General features: G+C 60.8%; 22 protein-coding genes. 11 read left to right on the plus strand and 11 right to left on the minus strand.

Annotated elements, in window-relative coordinates; genetic code table 11:
• Positions 1 to 4: 4 nt before the first annotated feature.
• Genes GZH79_RS15135 through dusB form a run of 3 tightly spaced genes read right to left on the minus strand, consistent with a single transcriptional unit; the run spans position 5 to position 3416 of the window.
• A complete protein-coding gene (locus GZH79_RS15135; RefSeq protein ID WP_211644600.1) occupies positions 5 to 1366 on the minus strand; it encodes a response regulator in 1362 nt (453 codons plus the stop codon).
• Complete coding sequence (locus GZH79_RS15140; protein ID WP_211644601.1) at positions 1366 to 2436, minus strand: ATP-binding protein; 1071 nt, start codon at positions 2434 to 2436, stop codon at positions 1366 to 1368. Before GZH79_RS15140 ends, GZH79_RS15135 begins: the two co-directional genes overlap by 1 nt.
• Positions 2433 to 3416, minus strand: a complete 984-nt coding sequence (gene dusB, locus GZH79_RS15145) for a tRNA dihydrouridine synthase DusB (RefSeq protein ID WP_211644602.1) — start codon at positions 3414 to 3416, stop codon at positions 2433 to 2435. The genes GZH79_RS15140 and dusB overlap by 4 nt, the downstream gene beginning before the upstream one ends.
• A 189-nt stretch (positions 3417 to 3605) precedes the next feature.
• Here dusB and GZH79_RS15150 point away from each other — a divergent pair, with 189 nt between their 5' ends.
• The 3 genes from GZH79_RS15150 to GZH79_RS15160 are packed head-to-tail and all read left to right on the plus strand — an operon-like array spanning position 3606 to position 5685.
• Complete coding sequence (locus GZH79_RS15150; protein ID WP_211644603.1) at positions 3606 to 4724, plus strand: bifunctional 2-C-methyl-D-erythritol 4-phosphate cytidylyltransferase/2-C-methyl-D-erythritol 2,4-cyclodiphosphate synthase; 1119 nt, start codon at positions 3606 to 3608, stop codon at positions 4722 to 4724.
• Positions 4721 to 5212: a phosphatidylglycerophosphatase A gene (locus GZH79_RS15155; protein ID WP_211644604.1), complete on the plus strand. Its 492-nt coding sequence runs from the start codon at positions 4721 to 4723 to the stop codon at positions 5210 to 5212. Before GZH79_RS15150 ends, GZH79_RS15155 begins: the two co-directional genes overlap by 4 nt.
• Complete coding sequence (locus GZH79_RS15160) at positions 5209 to 5685, plus strand: CinA family protein (protein ID WP_211644605.1); 477 nt, start codon at positions 5209 to 5211, stop codon at positions 5683 to 5685. Before GZH79_RS15155 ends, GZH79_RS15160 begins: the two co-directional genes overlap by 4 nt.
• Before the next feature lie 20 nt (positions 5686 to 5705).
• Here the strand turns inward: GZH79_RS15160 and GZH79_RS15165 are convergent, their stop codons facing one another.
• A complete protein-coding gene (locus GZH79_RS15165; RefSeq protein WP_211644606.1) occupies positions 5706 to 6155 on the minus strand; it encodes a type II toxin-antitoxin system RatA family toxin in 450 nt (149 codons plus the stop codon).
• Between the two features lie 82 nt (positions 6156 to 6237).
• Between GZH79_RS15165 and hpt the strand changes: the two genes are divergently transcribed.
• Together hpt and GZH79_RS15175 are read left to right on the plus strand one after the other, a co-directional pair.
• Positions 6238 to 6774: a hypoxanthine phosphoribosyltransferase gene (gene hpt, locus GZH79_RS15170; RefSeq protein WP_211644607.1), complete on the plus strand. Its 537-nt coding sequence runs from the start codon at positions 6238 to 6240 to the stop codon at positions 6772 to 6774.
• Positions 6771 to 6950 (plus strand): hypothetical protein, encoded by a 180-nt coding sequence (locus GZH79_RS15175; RefSeq protein ID WP_211644608.1) that lies wholly within the window; start codon positions 6771 to 6773, stop codon positions 6948 to 6950. The genes hpt and GZH79_RS15175 overlap by 4 nt, the downstream gene beginning before the upstream one ends.
• Before the next feature lie 6 nt (positions 6951 to 6956).
• On the opposite strand, the gene lipA is transcribed toward GZH79_RS15175, so the two are convergent.
• Both lipA and GZH79_RS15185 read right to left on the minus strand, forming a co-directional pair.
• Positions 6957 to 7904, minus strand: coding sequence for a lipoyl synthase (gene lipA / locus GZH79_RS15180; RefSeq protein ID WP_211644609.1), 948 nt, complete (start codon positions 7902 to 7904; stop codon positions 6957 to 6959).
• A 99-nt stretch (positions 7905 to 8003) separates the two neighbouring features.
• Positions 8004 to 9086, minus strand: a complete 1083-nt coding sequence (locus GZH79_RS15185; RefSeq protein ID WP_211644610.1) for a DUF6456 domain-containing protein — start codon at positions 9084 to 9086, stop codon at positions 8004 to 8006.
• 235 nt (positions 9087 to 9321) lie between these two features.
• Here GZH79_RS15185 and GZH79_RS15190 point away from each other — a divergent pair, with 235 nt between their 5' ends.
• Positions 9322 to 9630 carry a DUF6477 family protein gene (locus GZH79_RS15190; RefSeq protein WP_211644611.1) on the plus strand — a complete coding sequence of 103 codons (309 nt, stop codon included), beginning with the start codon at positions 9322 to 9324 and terminating at the stop codon, positions 9628 to 9630.
• Here the strand turns inward: GZH79_RS15190 and GZH79_RS15195 are convergent.
• The gene (locus GZH79_RS15195) at positions 9623 to 11170 is read right to left on the minus strand and encodes a trimethylamine methyltransferase family protein (RefSeq protein WP_211644612.1); all 1548 of its coding nucleotides are present in this window, start codon (positions 11168 to 11170) and stop codon (positions 9623 to 9625) included. The two genes, GZH79_RS15190 and GZH79_RS15195, sit on opposite strands and share 8 nt — an antisense overlap.
• Positions 11171 to 11297: 127 nt before the next feature.
• Between GZH79_RS15195 and guaA the strand changes: the two genes are divergently transcribed.
• From guaA to GZH79_RS15220, 5 genes are all read left to right on the plus strand, one after another.
• Entirely contained in the window at positions 11298 to 12872 is a 1575-nt protein-coding gene (gene guaA / locus GZH79_RS15200; protein ID WP_211644613.1) for a glutamine-hydrolyzing GMP synthase, read from the plus strand.
• Positions 12869 to 13135: a putative quinol monooxygenase gene (locus GZH79_RS15205; protein ID WP_349291216.1), complete on the plus strand. Its 267-nt coding sequence runs from the start codon at positions 12869 to 12871 to the stop codon at positions 13133 to 13135. Before guaA ends, GZH79_RS15205 begins: the two co-directional genes overlap by 4 nt.
• A complete protein-coding gene (locus tag GZH79_RS15210; RefSeq protein WP_211644615.1) occupies positions 13132 to 13998 on the plus strand; it encodes a DMT family transporter in 867 nt (288 codons plus the stop codon). Before GZH79_RS15205 ends, GZH79_RS15210 begins: the two co-directional genes overlap by 4 nt.
• A gap of 126 nt (positions 13999 to 14124) precedes the next feature.
• Positions 14125 to 15549 (plus strand): hypothetical protein, encoded by a 1425-nt coding sequence (locus GZH79_RS15215; protein WP_211644616.1) that lies wholly within the window; start codon positions 14125 to 14127, stop codon positions 15547 to 15549.
• Positions 15550 to 15651: 102 nt separating this feature from the next.
• Positions 15652 to 16569, plus strand: coding sequence for a DMT family transporter (locus tag GZH79_RS15220; RefSeq protein ID WP_211644617.1), 918 nt, complete (start codon positions 15652 to 15654; stop codon positions 16567 to 16569).
• Here the strand turns inward: GZH79_RS15220 and lpxB are convergent.
• The 4 genes from lpxB to fabZ are packed head-to-tail and all read right to left on the minus strand — an operon-like array spanning position 16505 to position 19705.
• Complete coding sequence (gene lpxB, locus GZH79_RS15225) at positions 16505 to 17677, minus strand: lipid-A-disaccharide synthase (RefSeq protein WP_211644618.1); 1173 nt, start codon at positions 17675 to 17677, stop codon at positions 16505 to 16507. The genes GZH79_RS15220 and lpxB overlap by 65 nt on opposite strands.
• Complete coding sequence (lpxI, locus tag GZH79_RS15230; protein ID WP_211644619.1) at positions 17674 to 18456, minus strand: UDP-2,3-diacylglucosamine diphosphatase LpxI; 783 nt, start codon at positions 18454 to 18456, stop codon at positions 17674 to 17676. Before lpxI ends, lpxB begins: the two co-directional genes overlap by 4 nt.
• The gene (gene lpxA, locus GZH79_RS15235) at positions 18453 to 19235 is read right to left on the minus strand and encodes an acyl-ACP--UDP-N-acetylglucosamine O-acyltransferase (RefSeq protein ID WP_349291217.1); all 783 of its coding nucleotides are present in this window, start codon (positions 19233 to 19235) and stop codon (positions 18453 to 18455) included. The genes lpxI and lpxA overlap by 4 nt, the downstream gene beginning before the upstream one ends.
• Positions 19232 to 19705 (minus strand): 3-hydroxyacyl-ACP dehydratase FabZ, encoded by a 474-nt coding sequence (gene fabZ / locus GZH79_RS15240; protein ID WP_211644621.1) that lies wholly within the window; start codon positions 19703 to 19705, stop codon positions 19232 to 19234. Before fabZ ends, lpxA begins: the two co-directional genes overlap by 4 nt.
• Positions 19706 to 19775: the final 70 nt, after the last annotated feature.

Consider the following 19775-nt stretch of genomic DNA (forward strand, 5'->3'; position numbering starts at 1 on the left):
GGTTTTACATCAATTTGCGGCGGCGTGTCACCTGAATATCGAGGTCTGTGATCTTCTTTCTCAACGTATTTCGGTTGATTCCCAACAAATCGGCACACTTCGCCTGATTTCCAGCGGTCGCATCCAGCGCAATCTCGATCAAGGGCGCCTCTATTTCACGCAGAATGCGGTTATACAGCCCCGGCGGCGGCAACTGCCCGCCGTGCAGATCGAAATAGCGTTTAAGGTGTCGGGCAACGGCCGCAGACAATTTGTCAGCCTCTCCCCCGCGCAGGGGTTCCATTGCGGGTTGGTTGCCCAGAACACCTTCGACTTCGGACTTTGCGATGTCGTCCCCGGCTGCGGTGAATACCAGCCGCCGGACGGTGTTTTCCAGCTGGCGGACGTTGCCCGGCCAGCTGTAGCTGCGGATCATGGCCATCGCGGGTTCCGCGATTCGGCGCTGCGGGGCACCGTCGCGTTCCGCCTTGGTCAGAAAGTGTTCCGCCAACAGCGGAATGTCGTCCACCCGTTCGCGCAGCGATGGCACCACAATGGTCACGCCCGACAAACGATAGAACAAATCGTCACGGAATTCGCCTGCGTCGATGCGGCCGCCCAGATCGGTCTGTGACGTCGCCATGATCCGTGGCGCACTGTCGCCCAATTGGTCCAGCATCCGCACGATCCGGGCCTGCGCCGTCGCGTCCAAGTCACCGATTTCATCAAAAAGGATCGATCCGCCCTTGGCCCGCGACAGGACCATCGCAGGGCCATCAAGCCCGTCCAGATCCGATGCGCTGGCGGTTATGAACGGCAGCGACCGCCGATCCGAAAAGTCATGGATCGCCCGCGCAATCAGCGATTTTCCAGTGCCGCTTTCACCAGTGATCAGCACCGGAAGCGCCGTGTTCATCACCCGCGCCACAAGCTTGTACAGCGCCTGCATCGCCGGGGTCCGACCGACCAGCGGCAAATCGGAATTCACCTCTACGCTGTCCTTGCGGTTCGTCGCGACAGTGCGCTTCACTTCAAGCGCGCGGGCCGCACGTTTCATCAAGTCAGGCAGATCGAACGGTTTGGGCAAATAATCATAGGCATCCGCCTCTGCCGCCTGAATTGCGGTCATGATCGTGTTCTGGGCGGAAATCACGATTACCGGCAGCCCAGGCCGCGCCTTGGCAATCTTGGGCAGCTGTTCCAGCCCGTTGCCATCCGGCATGATCACGTCAGAAATGACCAGATCGCCTTTGCCTTCTTCGACCCAGCGCATCAGCGTCACAAGGCTGGATGTCGCATGGACCTTGCAGCCCGCCCGCGTCAGCGCCTGCGTCAGCACGGTCCGGATCGTGCGGTCATCATCCGCGACAAGTATCGTGCCATCCATTAGTCGTCTCCGTCATCTTGATCTGCGCGTGGCAGGGAAATGCGGAATACGGTCCGCCCCGGTGCGCTGTCTACGGTGACCCAACCGCCACCATCCTGAATAAGCTTGCTGACCAGCGCCAACCCCAGCCCGGTCCCGTTTTCGCGGCCCGATACAAACGGTTCGAACACATTGGCCGCAATGTCCGGCGGCAGGCCCGGCCCGTCGTCGATCACTTCGATCTGAAGCGGCAAACGCGCGTGAATACCATCTGCCTGCAACACCCGCAGACTGGCATCGTAGAATGTCCGCAGTGTGATCTTGCCGCCATCCCTGTTCGCCTCTGCCGCGTTCTTGATCAGGTTCTGGAAAATCTGCTGCAATTGATCCGAATCCGCCAAGGCGCGTGGCAGCGACGGGTCATAATCCGTCACGAACATCATATGCGCCGCAAATCCCACTGCGGCGGATTGCCGGGCGCGGTCCAGCGTGTCGTGGATATTGATGGATTTGCGATCCGGCTGGCGCAGATTGCCGAACTGTTCAACCTGTTCCAGCAGTTTTACGATGCGACGGGATTCCGCAACGATCAGGTCTGTCAGCTCTTGATCTTCTGGCGTCAGCCCCATCGACAAAAGCTGTGCCGCACCGGTGATGCCCGCCAGCGGGTTCTTGATTTCATGGGCCAGCATTTCGGCCATGCCAATGGCTGACCGCGCGGCCTTGCCGGTGACGGAATTCTGCACAAGCCGGGATACGATCTGCTGCGGGCTGATGATCATGATCATCACGTCATCGGTCCCCTGCAACGGCGAAAACTGCAAATTGCAGTGCTGCGGCGCGCGCATCCCTGATCCCACGAAAACATCGTTTATGAACAAGGACGTGCGCTGCGCCCTTGCGCGTTCAAACGGACGTTCCAGTGGCGAGTCGATCAGCACTTTTTCCCACACCACCTGCCCATTCAGCGACTTGGTGGACAGGTTCAGAAATGCCTCTGCGGCCGGGTTCGATTGCGTGATGCAGTCATTGCCGTCCAGCAGCAGCGCCGGTGTCGGCAGCGAAGACCAAAGCGCCTCGTCCGTGATCATGCCGCTGCCTGCATTGGCGAAAGCGCATCCGGCAACAGCGACAGGACCGTCTGCGGCACGTGCGCGGTCAGCACCCGGTGCCGCACGTCCGTCGCGGTTTGCGCCGTGTCCATATACCACCCCAGATGTTTGCGTGCGACGCGCAGCCCGAGTGTGGGGCCGTAGAACGTCAGCATCGCCTCGTAATGTGTTGAAACCAAATCAATCAGTGCCGCACAGCTGGGTGACTGCGGCACCGGATCACCACGCAATGCGGCTGCGATCTGGGCCAGCACCCAGGGGCGGCCCTGCGCACCCCGACCGATCATCACACCATCCGCCCCGGACTGACGCAGCGCTGTTGCAGCCGTTGCAGCGTCAATGATGTCGCCGTTCGCGATCAGTGGAACTGTCACTGCATCACGCACCCGGCGGATCGCATCCCAGTCAGCACGGCCCTTGTAGAATTGGCAGCGGGTGCGCCCGTGAATTGTCACCAACTGCACACCCGAATCCTGCGCACGCCGCGCCACGTCTGCAGCATTCAGCGTGTTATCATCCCACCCCAGGCGCGTTTTCAGCGTGACCGGTACATCGACCGCCCCCACAACCGCATCAATCAGGCGCAGCGCATGGTCCGGATCGCGCAACAACGCAGACCCGGACAGACCGCCCACCACCTTTTTGGCGGGACATCCCATGTTGATATCAATCAGCGCCGCACCGCTGGCTTCGACGATGCGTGCCGCCTCGGCCATCCAGTGCGGATCACGTCCTGCCAGTTGCACAGCCGTCGCACGCTGGTCCAGCCCCAGTTCCGCCCGGTCGCGCACGGATGGCTTCGCCTGCACCATATCCTGCGATGCGACCATTTCCGACACGACCCAAGACGCGCCGAAACCTGCCACCACCTGTCGAAACGGCAGGTCCGTAATCCCGGCCAAGGGCGCAAGGGCCACAGCAGGTCGGTCCAGCATCAGATCCATTGCCGCGCTTTTCATCGTTTGCCTAAAGCCTGTGCGAAACCATCGAAATCAACGGTTACCTACGCCCCCTGCGTCCAAACGCCAAGACCACGATCATGGGTTCCGACGGTGCGCCTGTTTTTTGGGCAGTATTACCGGGACTTGCGTGCGCGATGGTGGTTCACTAGTCACTTTACAGACGATATCTGATCGCAAAGGCGTTTCATGACCCGTATTGCCGCCATCATCGTGGCCGCCGGTCGCGGCCTTCGGGCAGGCGGTGGCCTGCCGAAACAATGGCGCGATCTGGCGGGGCGTCCGGTGATCGACCGCACAATCGCTGCCTTTTCCACCCACCCCGCAATAACACAGGTCATCGTCGTCCTTCACCCCGACGATATGCACCGCCTGCGCAATCCCGACGTGATCTGCGTTGCAGGTGGGTCCACGCGCCAAGAATCTGTTCTGGCTGGCCTTCGCGCCACTGATGCCGAACGCGTTTTGATACATGACGCCGCGCGCCCACTGGTCAGTGCAGCACTGATCGACCGGGTCTGCGCCATGCTGGATCATCACACGGGCGCCGCACCCGCGCTGGCCGTGACCGATGCTTTGTGGCGTGGTGACACCCTCGTGACCGGATTACAGGACCGCGACGGTCTGCACCGCGCACAAACGCCCCAAGGATTCGACCGCGCGGCCATCCTTGCCGCGCATCTGGCCGCCCCCGCCGGGGCCGCCGATGATGTCGCCGTGGCACTGGCCGCCGGGCTGGACGTGGCCATCGTAGCAGGCGATGAAGACAACATTAAAATCACCCACGCGGATGATTTCATCCGCGCCGCACAACGGCTGGAGAACCACATGGATGTCAGACTGGGCAATGGCTATGACGTGCACCGTTTCGGCCCCGGTGACCACGTGGTGCTGTGCGGCGTCGCCGTCCCGTTCGACCGGGGGTTGCAGGGTCATTCCGACGCCGATGTCGGCATGCATGCGGTGACCGACGCAATTTACGGCGCGCTCGGACAAGGCGACATCGGCGTGCACTTCCCACCGTCGGACCCGCAGTGGAAAGGCGCCGAAAGCCAGATCTTTTTGCGCCATGCCGCCACAATGGCCCGTGACGCGGGGTTTGCCATCAGCAATGTCGATTGCACTCTGGTCTGCGAATTTCCAAAAATCGGGCCCCATCAATCCGCGATGCGCGCAGCGATGGCCGCCATTCTGGGGATCGACAGCACCCGCGTCAGTGTCAAGGCGACGACGTCCGAACAACTGGGTTTCACCGGACGGGGCGAAGGAATCGCAGCCCTTGCGACCGCCGCACTGGTGGCGTCATGATCCGTCTGATCGCAACCTTCGGTTACATCGGCTATCTGCGCCCCGCGCCCGGCACTTGGGGATCGCTGGCGGCGCTGCCGACCGGATGGGCGCTGATGGTGCTGGGCGGGCCATGGCTGCTGGTCGTGGCGACGGTGCTGATTTTTGTCGCAGGCACATGGGCCACCACGCGGATGACAGCAGGACAACCGGGCCACGATCCGTCCGAAATCGTTGTGGACGAGGTCGCGGGCCAGTGGATCGCACTTTGGCCGCTGGCGTTCGGCGCGGCCAACGCCGGTGCATCCTATACCGCGCTGTGGCCGGGCTGGATCGCGGCATTTTTGCTGTTTCGGCTGTTTGACATTACAAAATGGGGACCGGTCGGCTGGGCGGACCGGCGCAACGATGCGATGGGCGTCATGCTGGATGACGTCATCGCCGGGGTGTTCGCAGCCATTGGCGTGGTGATCCTTGCCGGGCTTTTCCACATGGTCCTGATGTCATGAGCAGTGCATCGCAACTACTTGCTTTATCACGCGAAAACGCGACCATGATCGCGCTCGCCGAAAGCTGCACCGGCGGGTTGATTGCGGCAGCGCTGACCGACCTTGCGGGCAGCTCTGCCATGTTCGACCGCGGGTTCGTCACCTATACCAACGCGGCGAAAATACAGATGTTGGGCGTCTCTGCGCAGACACTGTCAGACCATGGCGCTGTATCCGAACAGGTCGCGGCGCAGATGGCACAGGGCGCGTTGACGCGATCTGATGCGACGATCGCGCTGTCCGTGACAGGGATCGCGGGACCCGGCGGATCGGACCACAAGCCCGAAGGGCGGGTCTGTTTTGGCGTCGCCACGTCAGACGGCACAATCACGCAAACGCGGGATTTCGGCGCATTGGGCCGCGCGCAGGTGCGGCAGGCCACTGTCAATCATGCCCTGACACTGCTGATACAGACCGCTTCCAGCCAAAAGTGACCGCACGCGTCAGTCAACGGTCAGGCGGTGCCGTACAGCGCCTGCGCCCGCCGTTCAAACGCTTTTACGATGGTTTGCATCGCTTGGTTGAAAAACATCCCCGCAGCGCCCTGCAACAACCTGTTTTTGAATTCGAAATCGACGTGGAAATTCACCCTGCACCCCTCGGGTGCCTCGGAAAATTCCCAACGTGAATTCAGGTGTTTGAATGGTCCGTCGATATATTCCGTGTCGATGGCCCTTTGGTCCGGCCACAGGGTCACCCTGCTGCCAAATGTTTCGCGGAACACTTTGAAGCTGACCACCAGATCCGCCAGAATCACCGTGTGATCGGCGTGATCGGTTTTGTCACGAATCCGCGCTGCCGCCGTCCACGGCAGAAATTCCGGATAGCTTTCGACGTCTGCGACAAGATCGTACATCTGCTGCGGTGAATAGGGCAGAACCCGTGTCTCATCGTGAATTGGCATTGGTCGCTTTCGGCTGTGTGACTATTGCACTGAATGTCGTATGTAGGACCCCGAAATCAACCCCGGTGCGACAGGTGACCCCATGACCCAACCCTATGTCATTGATCAGATGATCAGTGCGAAATCCATCGCAGCCCGGGTCGAGGCATTAGCCGACGAGATCGAAACAACCTTTGCCGGGACCGAAAAGCTGCTTGTTGTGGGCCTGCTGCGAGGATCTTTCGTGTTCATCGCCGATCTGGTGCGTGAACTGGACCTGCCGGTCGAGGTCGATTTCATCGAGGCCAGCAGCTACGGCGACGGCATGGAAACCAGCCGCGAGGTGCGAATCCTAAAGGATCTGCGCGGCACTGTCGAAGGCCGCGACGTGCTGATCGTCGAAGACATCGTCGATACCGGCCATACGCTGGCGCGCGTCAGCGAATTTGTCGCCGCACGCAAACCCGCCCGCCTGAAAACCATCGCCCTGCTGGACAAACCCGCCCGCAGAGAAGTTGATTTCAAGGCCGACATGATCGGTTTCGAAATTCCCGACGCCTTTGTGGTGGGTTACGGGATCGACTATGCCCAGCGAAACCGCAACCTGCCCTATATTGGCTGTGTCAGGTTCACGTCGTGAACCCACGCTGGCTGTTGCACGCCAGCCGCTGGGCGCGCAACCCGCCATCGGCCAAACGCGTTTGGCTGGGATTGGCGGTCATTGCGGTCTGCCTTGGGCTGGCGGGTGCGGAATGGCTGTTCGGTCTGGATGTTGGCACCGACCGCACCGGACCACGCAGCATCATGAACCGCTAGACGCGACTAGCCCAGTTTGGCCAGTCGTGCCGACTGCAACCGGGCAAAATCGTCACCTGCGTGATAGCTTGATCGGGTCAAAGGCGATGCCGACACCATCAGGAACCCTTTGCCGAACGCCGCTTTTTCATAGGATGCAAATTCTTCCGGTGTCACGAACCGATCGACCGCGTGGTGTTTCGGGGTCGGTTGCAGATATTGGCCGATCGTCAAAAAATCGATGTCGGCGGCGCGCATGTCTTCCATCACCTGAATGACAGACTGACGATCCTCTCCCAGACCCACCATGATACCGGATTTGGTGAACATGGTCGGGTCCAGTTCCTTGACCCGCTGCAACAGCCGCAGGCTGTGGAAATACCGGGCACCGGGGCGCACTTCGGGATACAGACCCGGCACAGTTTCTAGGTTGTGATTGAACACGTCCGGTTTGGCGGCAACGACGACTTCCAATGCTTCGGGGGCGCAGCGGATGAAATCAGGCGTCAGAATTTCGATCGTGGTGCCGGGGGCCTGACGGCGCACTGCACGGATCGTCTGGGCAAAATGTTCCGCCCCGCCGTCTTCGACATCGTCACGGTCGACCGACGTGATGACGACGTGTTTCAGACCCAGTTTCTTGACCGCGTCGGCCACACGCCCCGGTTCGAACACGTCCAGCGCTTCGGGCGGTTTACCCGTCGCAATATTGCAAAAGGTGCAGGCCCGGGTGCAGACTTCGCCCATGATCATCATGGTAGCGTGGCCCTGGCTCCAGCATTCGCCGACGTTGGGGCAGCCCGCTTCTTCGCAGACCGTTGTCAGCTTGTGCGTCCGCATGATGTCACGGGTGGTTTTATACCCTTCGGACGTGGGTGCCTTGACCCTGATCCAGCTCGGCTTTTTGGGCTGAACGTTGTCGGGGCGCTTGGCCTTTTCCGGATGCCGCTGAGCCGGGATCTTCAGGTCGCGCATGCTGACCACCTCAATTCATCTTGGGTTGATCAGTACCTAATAGCTTGCCCTGCGAAAGTCCATCAACTGCACCGGCACCCCGCCCTGCAAAACGGCGTATCAGCCAATCATAGGCGGCTGCATGCCCTTTTGGCTGTCATAGTGTCGCAGCAATCGTTGCAACGCGATTCGCAGCACGATCTTGCCGGACCGCGCAGACCAGCCCATCGCCCGTTCAGTAACTTCCAGCCCTTCCAGCAGACAGCAGCAGCGCAGCACCGCATCCTGCAACCCCGGCCCCAGATCATCCAGCGCATCGCCAACCCGCTGCCGCGCCAGTACGGCCCCACGTGCCATCGGCTTGTGCGGGCGGACCGCCAGCGCCAGCCGCCAGTCATCCAGCACGTCGGGTCCGGCGTCGGCCACGACAAAATCCTCTCGCAGGCGTTCACCGGCCTGCACCAGTTCACGTGACAAAAACGGCTTGCCCGCCTTGTCGCGCCGCCGCGACAGGCCCATGAGCGGCGTTTCGGTCGCAATGAAACGCGATGCCACCTGACACCCGTTTGCCGCGATCCAATCGCCCTGCCCCGCAGTGGCATCCGAAAAACCCTGTGCGCGGTTTTCGTCCCGCGCGGTCAGGCGCCGCAGTTCTGCCCGCCCGGCAGCAGTTACGAAATACCGCACGACGCGGGCCGCCGGATCGGCACAGGAAATCCAGTTCTGCAGGGCCATCGCCTGCGCCATATCGCTTTCGACAATGGCGGTTTTCAGCGCTTTGCCTTCTCTGTCTTCTCGTACGATGACGGCGCTGTCCATATCACGGGCCACAGCCATGACCGCGCCCGGTTCACACAGACGGCGTAGAATATGCACCGCTTCGCGGTCGATGCGTGCCTTGCTGACAGGACGGGACAGATCAAAGGCAGATGCAGGATTTACAGACGTCATGGGGCCAGCCTTTTGGTTCAATTGTATGTCGGGCGCCGCATCCGTTTCAACCAGCGCGCGCAGGGCCGCATCAATCAGTGGATCGTCACGCCGCGCCTCGCACGAACGGACCTGCCGCAAGATGGTCGACGGATGAACCTTGCGTTGCCGGGCCAGCGCCCGAATAGATCGACCATCGACCGTATGTGCCAAATAATCCCGAACCGGAGGCGGCACCCAGTCTGAAAAACCGCCTTTCCGTTGCATTTCCATGTCCACGTTCCCCTTGCAGTCAACTGCAGTCGGCCACGGCCGAACTGTCAATTTCGAACAACCTATGAGTGTCTCATTAACTATGCGTTAATATTAACGTCCTCGTAACGTTTTGCTCCAAAAGGATTAATTTTTCTCACTGGATGCGTTCGGACATTGCCCGCTCAGCGCAACGCCCCATCGAATTGTGAAAATATGACATCGTTGAATGCTTTGATCGCAAGGAGACACGAACATGCTCGATCTTCACACGCAGGTGCGCCAGCTCAGCCGTCCGGCGCTTTTGGTGCGGGCGGCGCGGTTTGCCGTCGACGACTATCGACGCGGCAGGGATCTGTCGCGGCTGCTGGATGGCCGTGTGCCGGCAACGCCCGGCCCCGCGCTGGTTGATTTGCTTGACATAGAAAAAGAGATGGATGCCGCCCGCAGTGCCGGGTCGCATGCCTATCAGGTTGGTCCGCACATCATCGCACTGGCAGCCATCATGTCAGAGGCGCGCGACCTTGCGGCCACGCGCCCCCTGATTGTGCCTGACCCTACATGAAACTGTCGGGGTTTTCGGCTTTTTTTGCGGCGACGAACGCACGCAGCCGCGCTTCGATTTCGGGGTCAAGCGCTGGTTGCTGATAGGTGTCGATCATGCGCTTGACGCGCAGGCTTGCCAGCGCCTGCGTGTCGCGCGCACCTTCTTCGTCCCATGTCTCGAACGGTTTGTAATCGAACAACTCCGACCGCCAGAACGCCGATTTGAAATTTTCCTGCGTATGCGCGCAGCCCAGATAGTGGCCACCGGGACCGACCTCTGCGATGGCGCCCATTGCTTGGGCGTTTTCGGACAGATCCACGCCTTTTGCGAACTGATGCAGCGCACCCAGTTGGTCTGCGTCCATCACGAACTTTTCAAAGCTGGCGACAAGCCCGCCTTCCAGCCAGCCGCAGGCATGCAGCATGAAATTCACCCCCGACAAAAGACCCATGTTCAGGCTGTTGGCTGATTCGTATGCGGCCTGCGCATCGGGTAGTTTTGACCCGCAGAATCCGCCTGCCGACCGATATGGCAGGTTCAGACGACGCGCCAACTGCCCCACGCCATAGGTGATCTGGCTGGCTTCCGGCGTGCCGAACGTCGGCGCACCAGAATTCATGTCGATCGAGGTGACGAAGGCGCCCATCACGACCGGCGCACCGGGCCGGACCAGTTGGGAATAGGCGATCCCGGCCAGACCTTCGGCCAGAACCTGCGTCAGCGTCCCCGCCACCGATGTCGGCGCCATCGCACCGCCGACGATGAACGGGCTGATGATGCTGGCCTGATTGTGGCGCGCAAAGACTTCCAGCGCACCCATCATGACCGAATCAAACGTCAGCGGAGAGTTGATGTTGATCAGGGACGTCATGACCGTGTTGTTTTCGACGAATTCATCACCGAACAGGATCTTGCACATATCGACCGAATCCTGCGCCCGGCTAGGTTCGGTGACGGACCCCATGAACGGCTTGTCCGACAACGTCATATGCGCCAACAGCATGTCCAGATGGCGCTTGTTGACGGGAATGTCGGTCGGTTCGCAGACCGTGCCACCGGAATGGTGCAACCATTTGGACATATAGGCCAGTTTCACGAACTTTTCGAAATCCGCCATCGTGGCGTAGCGGCGCCCGCCTTCGACGTCGCGCACGAATGGCGGGCCGTAGACAGGTGCCAGCACCAGATTGCGGCCCCCCACAACGACGGATCGTTCAGGATTGCGGGCATGTTGCGTGTATTGCGACGGGGCTGTGCTGCACAGCTTGCGGGCCAGCCCGCGCGGGATTCGCACGCGTTCGCCTTCGATCTGGGCACCGGCGGCACGCCAGCGTTCCAGTGCATCGGGATTATCCACAAAGTTGACGCCGATTTCGGCAAGCACCGTTTCGGCGTTGCGCTCGATCAGATCCAGCGCATCTTCGGTCAGGACTTCGTAGTTGGGAATGTTGCGTTCGATGTAACGCGCGGTTTCGACGCTGATGGCCGTCCGTTCGGCGCGTCGGGCTGCCCCGCCACCGCCACGGGCCCTGCGGCTGGGGGATGCTGTATCTGTCATGATGGGCCTCTTTGCGCTTGTGTTGCTCTCTCATACGGCGCGCGCTGTTGCATCGAAGGCTGACAAACGCCCTTCAACGTACGAAAGCGACATTGCAGCGGACCGTTCGACAGCATAATCAGACGGCATGGATATGACTGACCACGAACGCCTGCTGATCATCGACTTCGGAAGCCAGGTCACGCAATTGATTGCGCGCCGCCTGCGGGAACTGAACGTCTATTGTGAAATTCACCCATTTCAGAACGTGACTGACGCGTTTCTGGCCGATTTCGCGCCGAAAGCCGTTATCTTTTCGGGCGGACCGGACAGCGTGACGCGCGCCGGGTCGCCGCGACCGCCCCGGTCGGTCTACGATCTGGGCGTGCCGATTCTGGGCATTTGCTATGGCCAGCAGGTCATGATGCAGGATCTGGGCGGCCACGTCGAAGGCGGCAAGATTTCCGGCGGCGGCGGCACGGCCGAATTCGGGCGCGCTTTTGTCAAACCGGTGGACAAGCTTGACCTGCTGGAAGGGTGGTTCACGCTGGACCGCGAACAGGTCTGGATGAGCCACGGCGACCACGTCGCGCGGATCGCGCCCGGCTTTCAGGTCTACGGCACATCGCCCAACGCCCCCTTTGCAGTCACAGCCGACGCGACGCGCCATTTCTACGCCGTGCAGTTCCACCCAGAGGTGCACCACACCCCGAACGGCGCGAAACTTTACGAAAACTTTGTTCGACTGGCGGGTTTCAGCGGCGATTGGACGATGGACGCCTACCGTGAACAGGCCATCGCCGCGATCCGCGAACAAGTCGGTGATAAACAGGTCATTTGCGCGCTTTCGGGCGGCGTCGACAGTTCCGTCACCGCAATTTTGATCCACGAAGCGATCGGTGAACAACTGACCTGCGTGTTCGTCGATCACGGTCTGCTGCGCCTGGGAGAGGCCGAGCAGGTCGTCACCATGTTCCGCGACCATTACAACCTGAACCTGATCCACGCCGACGAAGCAGACCTGTTTCTGGGCAAGCTCGACGGTGTCAGCGACCCCGAAACAAAGCGTAAGATCATCGGCGGTCTGTTCATCGACGTGTTCCAGAAATACGCCAACGATATCGAAGGCGCAGAGTTTCTGGCCCAAGGGACGCTGTATCCCGACGTCATCGAATCGGTCAGCTTTTCGGGTGGCCCGTCTGTCACCATCAAAAGCCATCACAACGTGGGTGGCCTGCCCGAAAAGATGGGGCTGAAACTGGTCGAACCCCTGCGTGAATTGTTCAAGGACGAGGTCCGCGCGCTGGGTGTCGAACTGGGTCTGCCGCCCAGTTTCATCGGGCGTCACCCTTTCCCCGGTCCCGGCCTTGCGATTCGCTGTCCCGGAGAGATCACGCGCGAAAAGCTGGAAATCCTGCGGCTGGCCGATGCGGTGTTCATCGACCAGATCCGCCTGCATGGCCTGTATGACGATATCTGGCAGGCCTTTGTCGCGATCCTGCCCGTGCGTACAGTCGGAGTCATGGGTGATGGCCGCACCTACGATTTCGCCTGCGCGCTGCGCGCCGTCACATCCGTCGACGGCATGACCGCGGATTATTATCCGTTCAGCCATGAATTTCTGGGCGAAACCGCCACCCGCATCATCAACGAGGTGCCGGGCATCAATCGCGTGACCTATGACATCACGTCGAAACCGCCGGGCACGATCGAATGGGAATGATCCATTTGACCGGCACGATGACTTGCCCGCCTGACCGTCTGGACAGCGTGCGGGCAGCACTGCCGGTTCACGTGGCCCTTACCCGCGCCGAACCCGGATGCGTCCAGTTCGACGTGACAGAACCTGAACAAGGCGTCTTTGCCGTGTCGGAAATCTTTGCCGACCGCCCTGCATTTGACGCCCACCAGTCGCGTGCTGCATCAAGCGATTGGGCACGCACTACCGACGGATTGCCGCGCGATTACAGCGTGACTGAAAAATGACACCGACACTGCGCGCCTGTCTGTGGATGATTGGCGCGATCATGTCATTCACCGCAATGGCAGTTGCCGGTCGTCAGATTAGCTTTGCCCTCGATACCTTTGAAATCATGCTCTATCGCAGCTTGTTGGGTATCGTGATCGTGGTCACGGTGGGCGGTCTGGCCGGCACATTGAACCAAATCGAACGGCGCGATCTTCGGCTGCATGGCGTGCGGAATCTGGCGCATTTCACCGGTCAGAACCTGTGGTTCTTTGCCGTTGCCAGCATCCCACTGGCACAGGTCTTTGCGCTGGAATTCACCACGCCCATCTGGGTGCTTTTGCTGTCACCGCTGTTTCTAAGCGAGCGGATCACCCGCAACGGCGCAATCGCCGCGCTGGTCGGTTTCGTAGGCGTGCTGATCGTGACGCGTCCGGGGTCGATCCCCGTCACGCCCGGTCTGTTGGCGGCGGCTGGTTGCGCGATCTTTTTCGCGCTGTCCGCGATCTTTACCCGTCGCCTGACGCAATCCCACACCATCACCTGCATCCTGTTCTATCTGACCACCATGCAGGCGGTGTTCGGTTTGGTATGCGCGGGCTGGGATATGGATATCGCCCTGCCATCAGCCACCACCCTACCGTGGCTTGTGGTCATTGGCTGCGCAGGCCTGCTGGCGCATTTTTGTCTGACGACAGCCCTGTCACTGGCACCCGCCACCATCGTGATGCCCATCGATTTCGCACGCCTGCCAACGGTGGCGATCATCGGCGCGGTCGCTTATTCCGAACAATTGGACCCGTGGCTGTTCCTGGGTGCGGCGTTCATTGTGGCAGGGAATTACGTCAACCTGCGCAAGCCCAAGCGTGTGCTGACAACCTGAGGCGGCATTCACGTCACAGTCCGGATCGCGCGCTCAATGTAACGTAAGGTCGCAGATTGACGGAATCGAAATGCTTTTTCAGACATGGAAGACAAAATATTTTTCTTTCATGGATGGGATGGAGACATGAAACTTTCACTTACGACTGGCGCAGCATTGTTGCTGACGACAGCCGCCTCTGCAGGCGGCATCGACCGCACGCTGAACAATTACGCTGTCCTGTTCGAGGATGGAAACTACACCGAACTGTCATTCGCATTCGTGCGCCCTGACGTATCGGGGGATTACCCCGTGAACCGGCCCGCATTCGACGGCGGCAGCACCGGCACGATGTCCGAAGATTTCAACACCGCCGCCTTTTCGCTGAAATACGCGCTGAACGACAAATTCGATCTGGGCATGTTCGTCAACCAGCCCTTCGGTGCGAACGCCAGCTACCCCGATGGCCCCTATCAGGGCTTGTCGGCAGAATGGGATTCCAACCAGATCGCACTGGTGCTGAAATATCAGGCGACCCCGAACGTCAGCGTTTACGGCGGTCTGCGCAGCATCGAAAGCCGGGCGAATATCGTCATCCCCAACCGTCTGGTGGCCTTGCCGCTGGCCAGCGTACTTGGCGCGCGTGCCACCGCGCAAGGCGAAGCAGCGGCAGCACTAGGAGATAAGGCCCGTAGTCTTGGTGAATTGGCTACTCAGCAGGGTGCGGAAGCACTTGTTTTGGGTGCTACCGCTACAACAATCGAAGAAGGCGAGGCTGCCGCTGCGCTTGGGGCCACAGCTATAGCGAACGGCGAAGAGGCAACAAGACTGGGCGCCGAAGCGACCGCCCAAGGCGACGCCGCGCGCGCGCTTGGCGCGCAAGCGACCGCCATCGCGGATTCCGCGTTCAACGACAGCCCGACCGACGGCCCCTATACCTACACCGCCAATACGGAAAAGGACCGGGCGACCAGCTACATTCTGGGCGTCGCCTATGAACGTCCCGAAATCGCACTGCGCGTCGCGCTGACCTACGAATCGGGCTATACGCACAAATTCGTCACCAGCGAAAACATCGACGCCCTGCCTGCCGCACAGATCAACACCGTGACAGAGGTCGATATGCCCGACGTCTTCACACTGGATTTCCAATCCGGTGTTGCGGCGGACACGCTTGTTTTCGGGTCCATCCGGCACGCCACATGGTCGGACTGGGAAGTGCGCCCCGCAGGCTATCAGGCCGTTACGGGTCTTCGCGTGACCGGCATCGACAGCGATGTAACGACCTATCGTCTGGGCGTCGGTCGTCAGATCACCGAAGACTTTTCCGCCTTTGCGCGCGTGACCTATGAAAAGGGCAATGGCGACGTTCTATCGCGTCTGGCACCGACCGACGGTTCGACCGCATTCGGCGTCGGCGGCACCTATAACTACGATGCGTTCAAGATCACCGGCGGAGTCGAATATATCACCTTTGGCGACGGCCTGGACAACGAAAACGAAGCGCTGGCCGTGTCGTTCAACGACAATGACGCTTTGGCCGTTGGCCTGTCGGTCGGATACCGTTTCTGAACTGACGGACGCGCGACAATCGCAAAAGCCCCGCCCGTTCACGGCGGGGCTTTTCGCATGTTCCGGGTTGGTCCGGCGCCCTGAACCAGCGTAAGTGACCCCATGACCATTGCCATTCCCCAAAAGACGTTATCGACGCGCGCGTGGGCCGAACTGGGCCTGTTGTCGCTGATCTGGGGTGGTTCGTTCCTGTCGATCCGCATCGCATTGGACGAAATCGGCCCCCTGACCGCAGTGGCCCACCGCGTCGGATGGGCCGCGCTGATCCTGTGGACCTACGTTATCCTGCGCAGGCTGCCGCTGCCACGCAGCCCACGTGTCTGGATCGGGTTCGCCGGTATGGGTCTGCTGAACAACGCGATCCCGTTCACACTGATGGCATGGGGGCAGCTGCATATCGAAACCGGGCTGACCGCGATCCTGAACGCGTCCACCGCCCTGTTCGGTGTTCTGGCCGCAGCCCTGTTTTTGTCGGATGAGCGATTGACCTGGCGCAAGCTCAGCGGTGTGTCGCTGGGGTTTGCAGGCGTGGTCATCGCCATCGGACCGCAGGCGCTAGCCAGTTTCGATATCAGGTCGCTGGGCCAACTGGCGGTGATCGGCGGCACCGTATCGTATGCGCTGGCAGGCGTCTGGGCGCGCAAGATGCTGGGCGGGCTGACGCCGCAGGTGGCAACCGCAGGCATGCTGACTTCATCCGCGTTAATCATGATTCCGCTGGCCCATATTGTCGACGGTCCGATGACATTGGATCTGACTCCACGCACCTGGGCTGCGATTGGCTATTATGCCGTCGTTGCCACGGCAGTCGCCTATCTGTTGTACTACCGCGTGCTAGCCATGGCGGGGTCCGGCAACCTGATGCTTGTCACATTGATGGTGGCCCCCGTCGCCATCACGCTTGGCGCAATCGTGCTGAACGAAGACCTGCCGCCACGCGCCTATGCAGGGTTCGTCATCCTTGCGGCTGGTCTGCTGATCCTGAACCGACGACGGACAAGACCGCCCTTGCGGCCCTAAGCCCCGGCGCGTCCCCGCCCCGCCCCAACCGGTCCATGGTCAGATCCATTGCAACCTGCTGCGCACCGGGGGCCGCCAGCGTATCGCGCAGACCATTGGCGATGCGGTCGGGCGTACAGTCCGCGCCGATGAATTCCGGTACGGCCCGCGTTTCTGACACAAGGTTCACCAGCGTCACCGTATCGATCCGGACCATGCGCTGCATGATGATCCGCGACAGCCACGCCATATCATACGCAATCACCATCGGTGTGCCCGCCGCAGCCAGTTCCAGCGATACCGTGCCCGATGCGGCCAGCGCCACATCCGCCGCGCCAAAGGCTGCGCGTTTCATCGCACCATCCGGATCGTCTGCCGGATCGATCAGCACGGGCGTGATCGGCCAGTCCGCTGTCAGATCACGCACCAGATCAACGACAGACGCCGCACAGGGGATGACGACCGAAAGATCGGGATGGCTCTGTTTCAGCAGGCCCAAGGCTGTCCCGAACCGCCCGGTCAGTCGCGTGACCTCTCCACGCCGCGACCCCGGCAGGGCCAATACCAACGGCCCTGCACCGGTGCTGTGGTCCATACGGAACGCGGCAACGGCAGCATCTGTCGCCTGCGGGTGCGCCACAACCGGATGCCCCACGAAATCGCAGCCCATGCCGGCGGCCTGCATATAGGGCGGTTCGAACGGCAAAAGCGCCAGCACATGATCGATATGATGCGCCATGCGCTCCGCGCGCTTGGGCCGCCACGCCCAGACCGATGGGGCCACATAATGCACCGTCGGCACATCTGACCGCGCCTTGACCAGTTTGGCCACGCGCAGGCAGAAATCAGGGCTGTCGATGGTCAACAAAACGTCGGGGCGTGTGTCCAGCACCGCGGCGGCACATTCCGAAATCCGCCGTTTCAGCGCGCGGTATTTCGGCAATACTTCGGCCAGTCCCATGACCGATAGTTCATCCATCGCAAACCGGCTGACCATCCCCTGCGCCTGCATCAACGGGCCACCGACGCCGTCAAAGGACACGTCGGGGCGCAGTTCACGCAGCCCCGCCATGACAGCCGCCCCCAGCGCATCGCCTGACGGTTCACCTGCAATGATGAATACTTTCATAACGGTGCCTTTCTGACCCACAAAAAGCGGCCTGCATCATTCAATGTGCGCACGACCTCTGCCCGGTTCAGGACCATGACGCCACCTGCGTCGATCACGATACCATCCAATCCAGCGGCGATGATGTGACGCGCCGTACCGGGGCCGATCACCGGCAGATCGGCGCGGCGATCCTGACCGGGTTTCGGACCCTTGAACAAAATACCACCGCTGCCCGTATGACGCGTGATCATCGCATCGGTACCGGCCCGGTCTTCCTGATCGACCACGACACCTTGCCTGACGATACAGGCCTGCCCGCTGTCACGCTGTCCCATATCGTGCAGGCAGGCATCACCCACCAGCGCGTCCATCCGATGGACATCGCTTGGCTGGATCGTCGTCACAACACCCTCTGGCGGCAAGAGATCGGGGACAATGTCATGCGCCGCGACAACCGTAAAACCGCGCCGTTCCAGCACTGCAATAAATGCCCGCAGCGCGCCGTCGTCACCCTTGGCCAAGGCGCGCAATATGGTCGGCAACAGCCTGATCGTGACCACATCGAAACGACGCCATTCCAACCGCGGTCGCGTCACACCACCCGCCATGCAAATGCGTGTCACGCCCAGACGCCGAAGCTGGGTCAAAAAACTGCCGACCGCTTCCAGTCGAAACCGCAGATCGACAGGCACCTGCGGATCGGCCCCGTCCAGCGCGCAGATCAGCGGTCGCGTATCCAGCGCATCGATCAAGGCGGACGGTAATTCACCCCCGCCCGCGATCAGCGCCAGTGTCATTTCGGTGTCAGGAAACTGCGGTCGGACTGGCCCAGAACAAACGCGACGAGTTCCTGCACATAGGCGCTGTCATCATCCTGCAAACCCGCCACACGTTCGTTGAACGTGCCTTCATCCGATTTCAGATGTTCGAACGCTTTGCGCAAGGCTGCAATATCGGCACGCGCCACCCCGCGCCTGCGCAGGCCCACAAGGTTCAATCCTTCGAGCCGCGCGCGTTCGCCCATCACCAGACCATGCGGGATCACGTCATGCGACACCATCGACATGGCCCCGATGATCGCGCCCTGCCCGATCCGGACGAACTGGTGAATACCTGACAACCCGCCGATAATGACATCATCGCCCACCACACAATGCCCTGCGACAGCGACAGAATTCACGACGACGACCCGACTGCCAAGCTGGACATCATGCGCGATATGGCACCCGGCCATCAGCAGGCAATCGTCGCCAATGCGCGTCACGCCCCCGCCGCCGACAGTGCCCGTATTGACCGTGACATGTTCGCGAATCCGGTTCCGCTGACCGATCCGTAACTGTGTCGCTTCGCCGTCGAATTTCAGATCCTGCGGGATCTCACCGATCACGGCAAAGGAGAACACGGTACAATCTGCACCGATATGCGTATCGCCATCGACGATCACATGGCTTTTCAGCCAGACACCATCGCCCAGAACCACCTGACTGCCAACGACACAGAATGGACCGATCGTACAGTTTTCCCCGATCACGGCGTGATCGGACACGATTGCGCTGGGATGGATATCTGCCGTCACCCCTTCAGGTCCAGCATCGCTGAAAATTCGCATTCCGCCGCCAATTCGCCGTCGACTTCGGCGCGGCCATGAAATTTCCAGACCTTGCCGCCGGGCTTGCCGCGCGTCGTTGTGACATGCATCAGCAATCGGTCTCCGGGGATGACCTTGCGCCGGAATTTGGCCTTATCAATGGACATGAAATAGATCAGCAGGTCACCGTTCAGCAGACCCATGCCCGCGCCGACCATCACACCCGCCGTCTGCGCCATTGCTTCGATGATCGTGACACCAGGCATGATCGGGGTGCCGGGAAAATGTCCCTGAAAATGCGGTTCGTTCATCGTCACGTTCTTGATGCCCGTCGCGGACTGCGTGCCCACGATATCGATCACCCGATCCACCAACAAAAACGGGTAACGATGCGGCAAGATCGCCTGAATGACGTGAATGTCGGCTTGCGTCATCGGCTGCGGTTCGGTGTCGGACATATCGGCTCCTGCAATTGGGGGCCATCGGCCCACTGCCTGACTACCAAGCAGGCCGCCCATCGACAAGCCG

It is taken from the genome of Loktanella sp. SALINAS62 (assembly GCF_018263905.1).
Taxonomy (GTDB): domain Bacteria; phylum Pseudomonadota; class Alphaproteobacteria; order Rhodobacterales; family Rhodobacteraceae; genus Loktanella.

What these genes read in the sequence shown, in the direction of transcription:
- GZH79_RS15135 (WP_211644600.1), bottom strand. Translation starts at nt 1,366, where the DNA reads ATGGATGGCACGATACTTGTCGCGGATGATGACCGCACGATCCGGACC.
- GZH79_RS15140 (WP_211644601.1), bottom strand. Translation starts at nt 2,436, where the DNA reads ATGATCACGGACGAGGCGCTTTGGTCTTCGCTGCCGACACCGGCGCTG.
- dusB (WP_211644602.1), bottom strand. Translation starts at nt 3,416, where the DNA reads ATGAAAAGCGCGGCAATGGATCTGATGCTGGACCGACCTGCTGTGGCC.
- GZH79_RS15150 (WP_211644603.1), top strand. Translation starts at nt 3,606, where the DNA reads ATGACCCGTATTGCCGCCATCATCGTGGCCGCCGGTCGCGGCCTTCGG.
- GZH79_RS15155 (WP_211644604.1), top strand. Translation starts at nt 4,721, where the DNA reads ATGATCCGTCTGATCGCAACCTTCGGTTACATCGGCTATCTGCGCCCC.
- GZH79_RS15160 (WP_211644605.1), top strand. Translation starts at nt 5,209, where the DNA reads ATGAGCAGTGCATCGCAACTACTTGCTTTATCACGCGAAAACGCGACC.
- GZH79_RS15165 (WP_211644606.1), bottom strand. Translation starts at nt 6,155, where the DNA reads ATGCCAATTCACGATGAGACACGGGTTCTGCCCTATTCACCGCAGCAG.
- hpt (WP_211644607.1), top strand. Translation starts at nt 6,238, where the DNA reads ATGACCCAACCCTATGTCATTGATCAGATGATCAGTGCGAAATCCATC.
- lipA (WP_211644609.1), bottom strand. Translation starts at nt 7,904, where the DNA reads ATGCGCGACCTGAAGATCCCGGCTCAGCGGCATCCGGAAAAGGCCAAG.
- GZH79_RS15185 (WP_211644610.1), bottom strand. Translation starts at nt 9,086, where the DNA reads ATGGAAATGCAACGGAAAGGCGGTTTTTCAGACTGGGTGCCGCCTCCG.
- GZH79_RS15190 (WP_211644611.1), top strand. Translation starts at nt 9,322, where the DNA reads ATGCTCGATCTTCACACGCAGGTGCGCCAGCTCAGCCGTCCGGCGCTT.
- GZH79_RS15195 (WP_211644612.1), bottom strand. Translation starts at nt 11,170, where the DNA reads ATGACAGATACAGCATCCCCCAGCCGCAGGGCCCGTGGCGGTGGCGGG.
- guaA (WP_211644613.1), top strand. Translation starts at nt 11,298, where the DNA reads ATGGATATGACTGACCACGAACGCCTGCTGATCATCGACTTCGGAAGC.
- GZH79_RS15205 (WP_349291216.1), top strand. Translation starts at nt 12,869, where the DNA reads ATGATCCATTTGACCGGCACGATGACTTGCCCGCCTGACCGTCTGGAC.
- GZH79_RS15210 (WP_211644615.1), top strand. Translation starts at nt 13,132, where the DNA reads ATGACACCGACACTGCGCGCCTGTCTGTGGATGATTGGCGCGATCATG.
- GZH79_RS15215 (WP_211644616.1), top strand. Translation starts at nt 14,125, where the DNA reads ATGAAACTTTCACTTACGACTGGCGCAGCATTGTTGCTGACGACAGCC.
- GZH79_RS15220 (WP_211644617.1), top strand. Translation starts at nt 15,652, where the DNA reads ATGACCATTGCCATTCCCCAAAAGACGTTATCGACGCGCGCGTGGGCC.
- lpxB (WP_211644618.1), bottom strand. Translation starts at nt 17,677, where the DNA reads ATGAAAGTATTCATCATTGCAGGTGAACCGTCAGGCGATGCGCTGGGG.
- lpxI (WP_211644619.1), bottom strand. Translation starts at nt 18,456, where the DNA reads ATGACACTGGCGCTGATCGCGGGCGGGGGTGAATTACCGTCCGCCTTG.
- fabZ (WP_211644621.1), bottom strand. Translation starts at nt 19,705, where the DNA reads ATGTCCGACACCGAACCGCAGCCGATGACGCAAGCCGACATTCACGTC.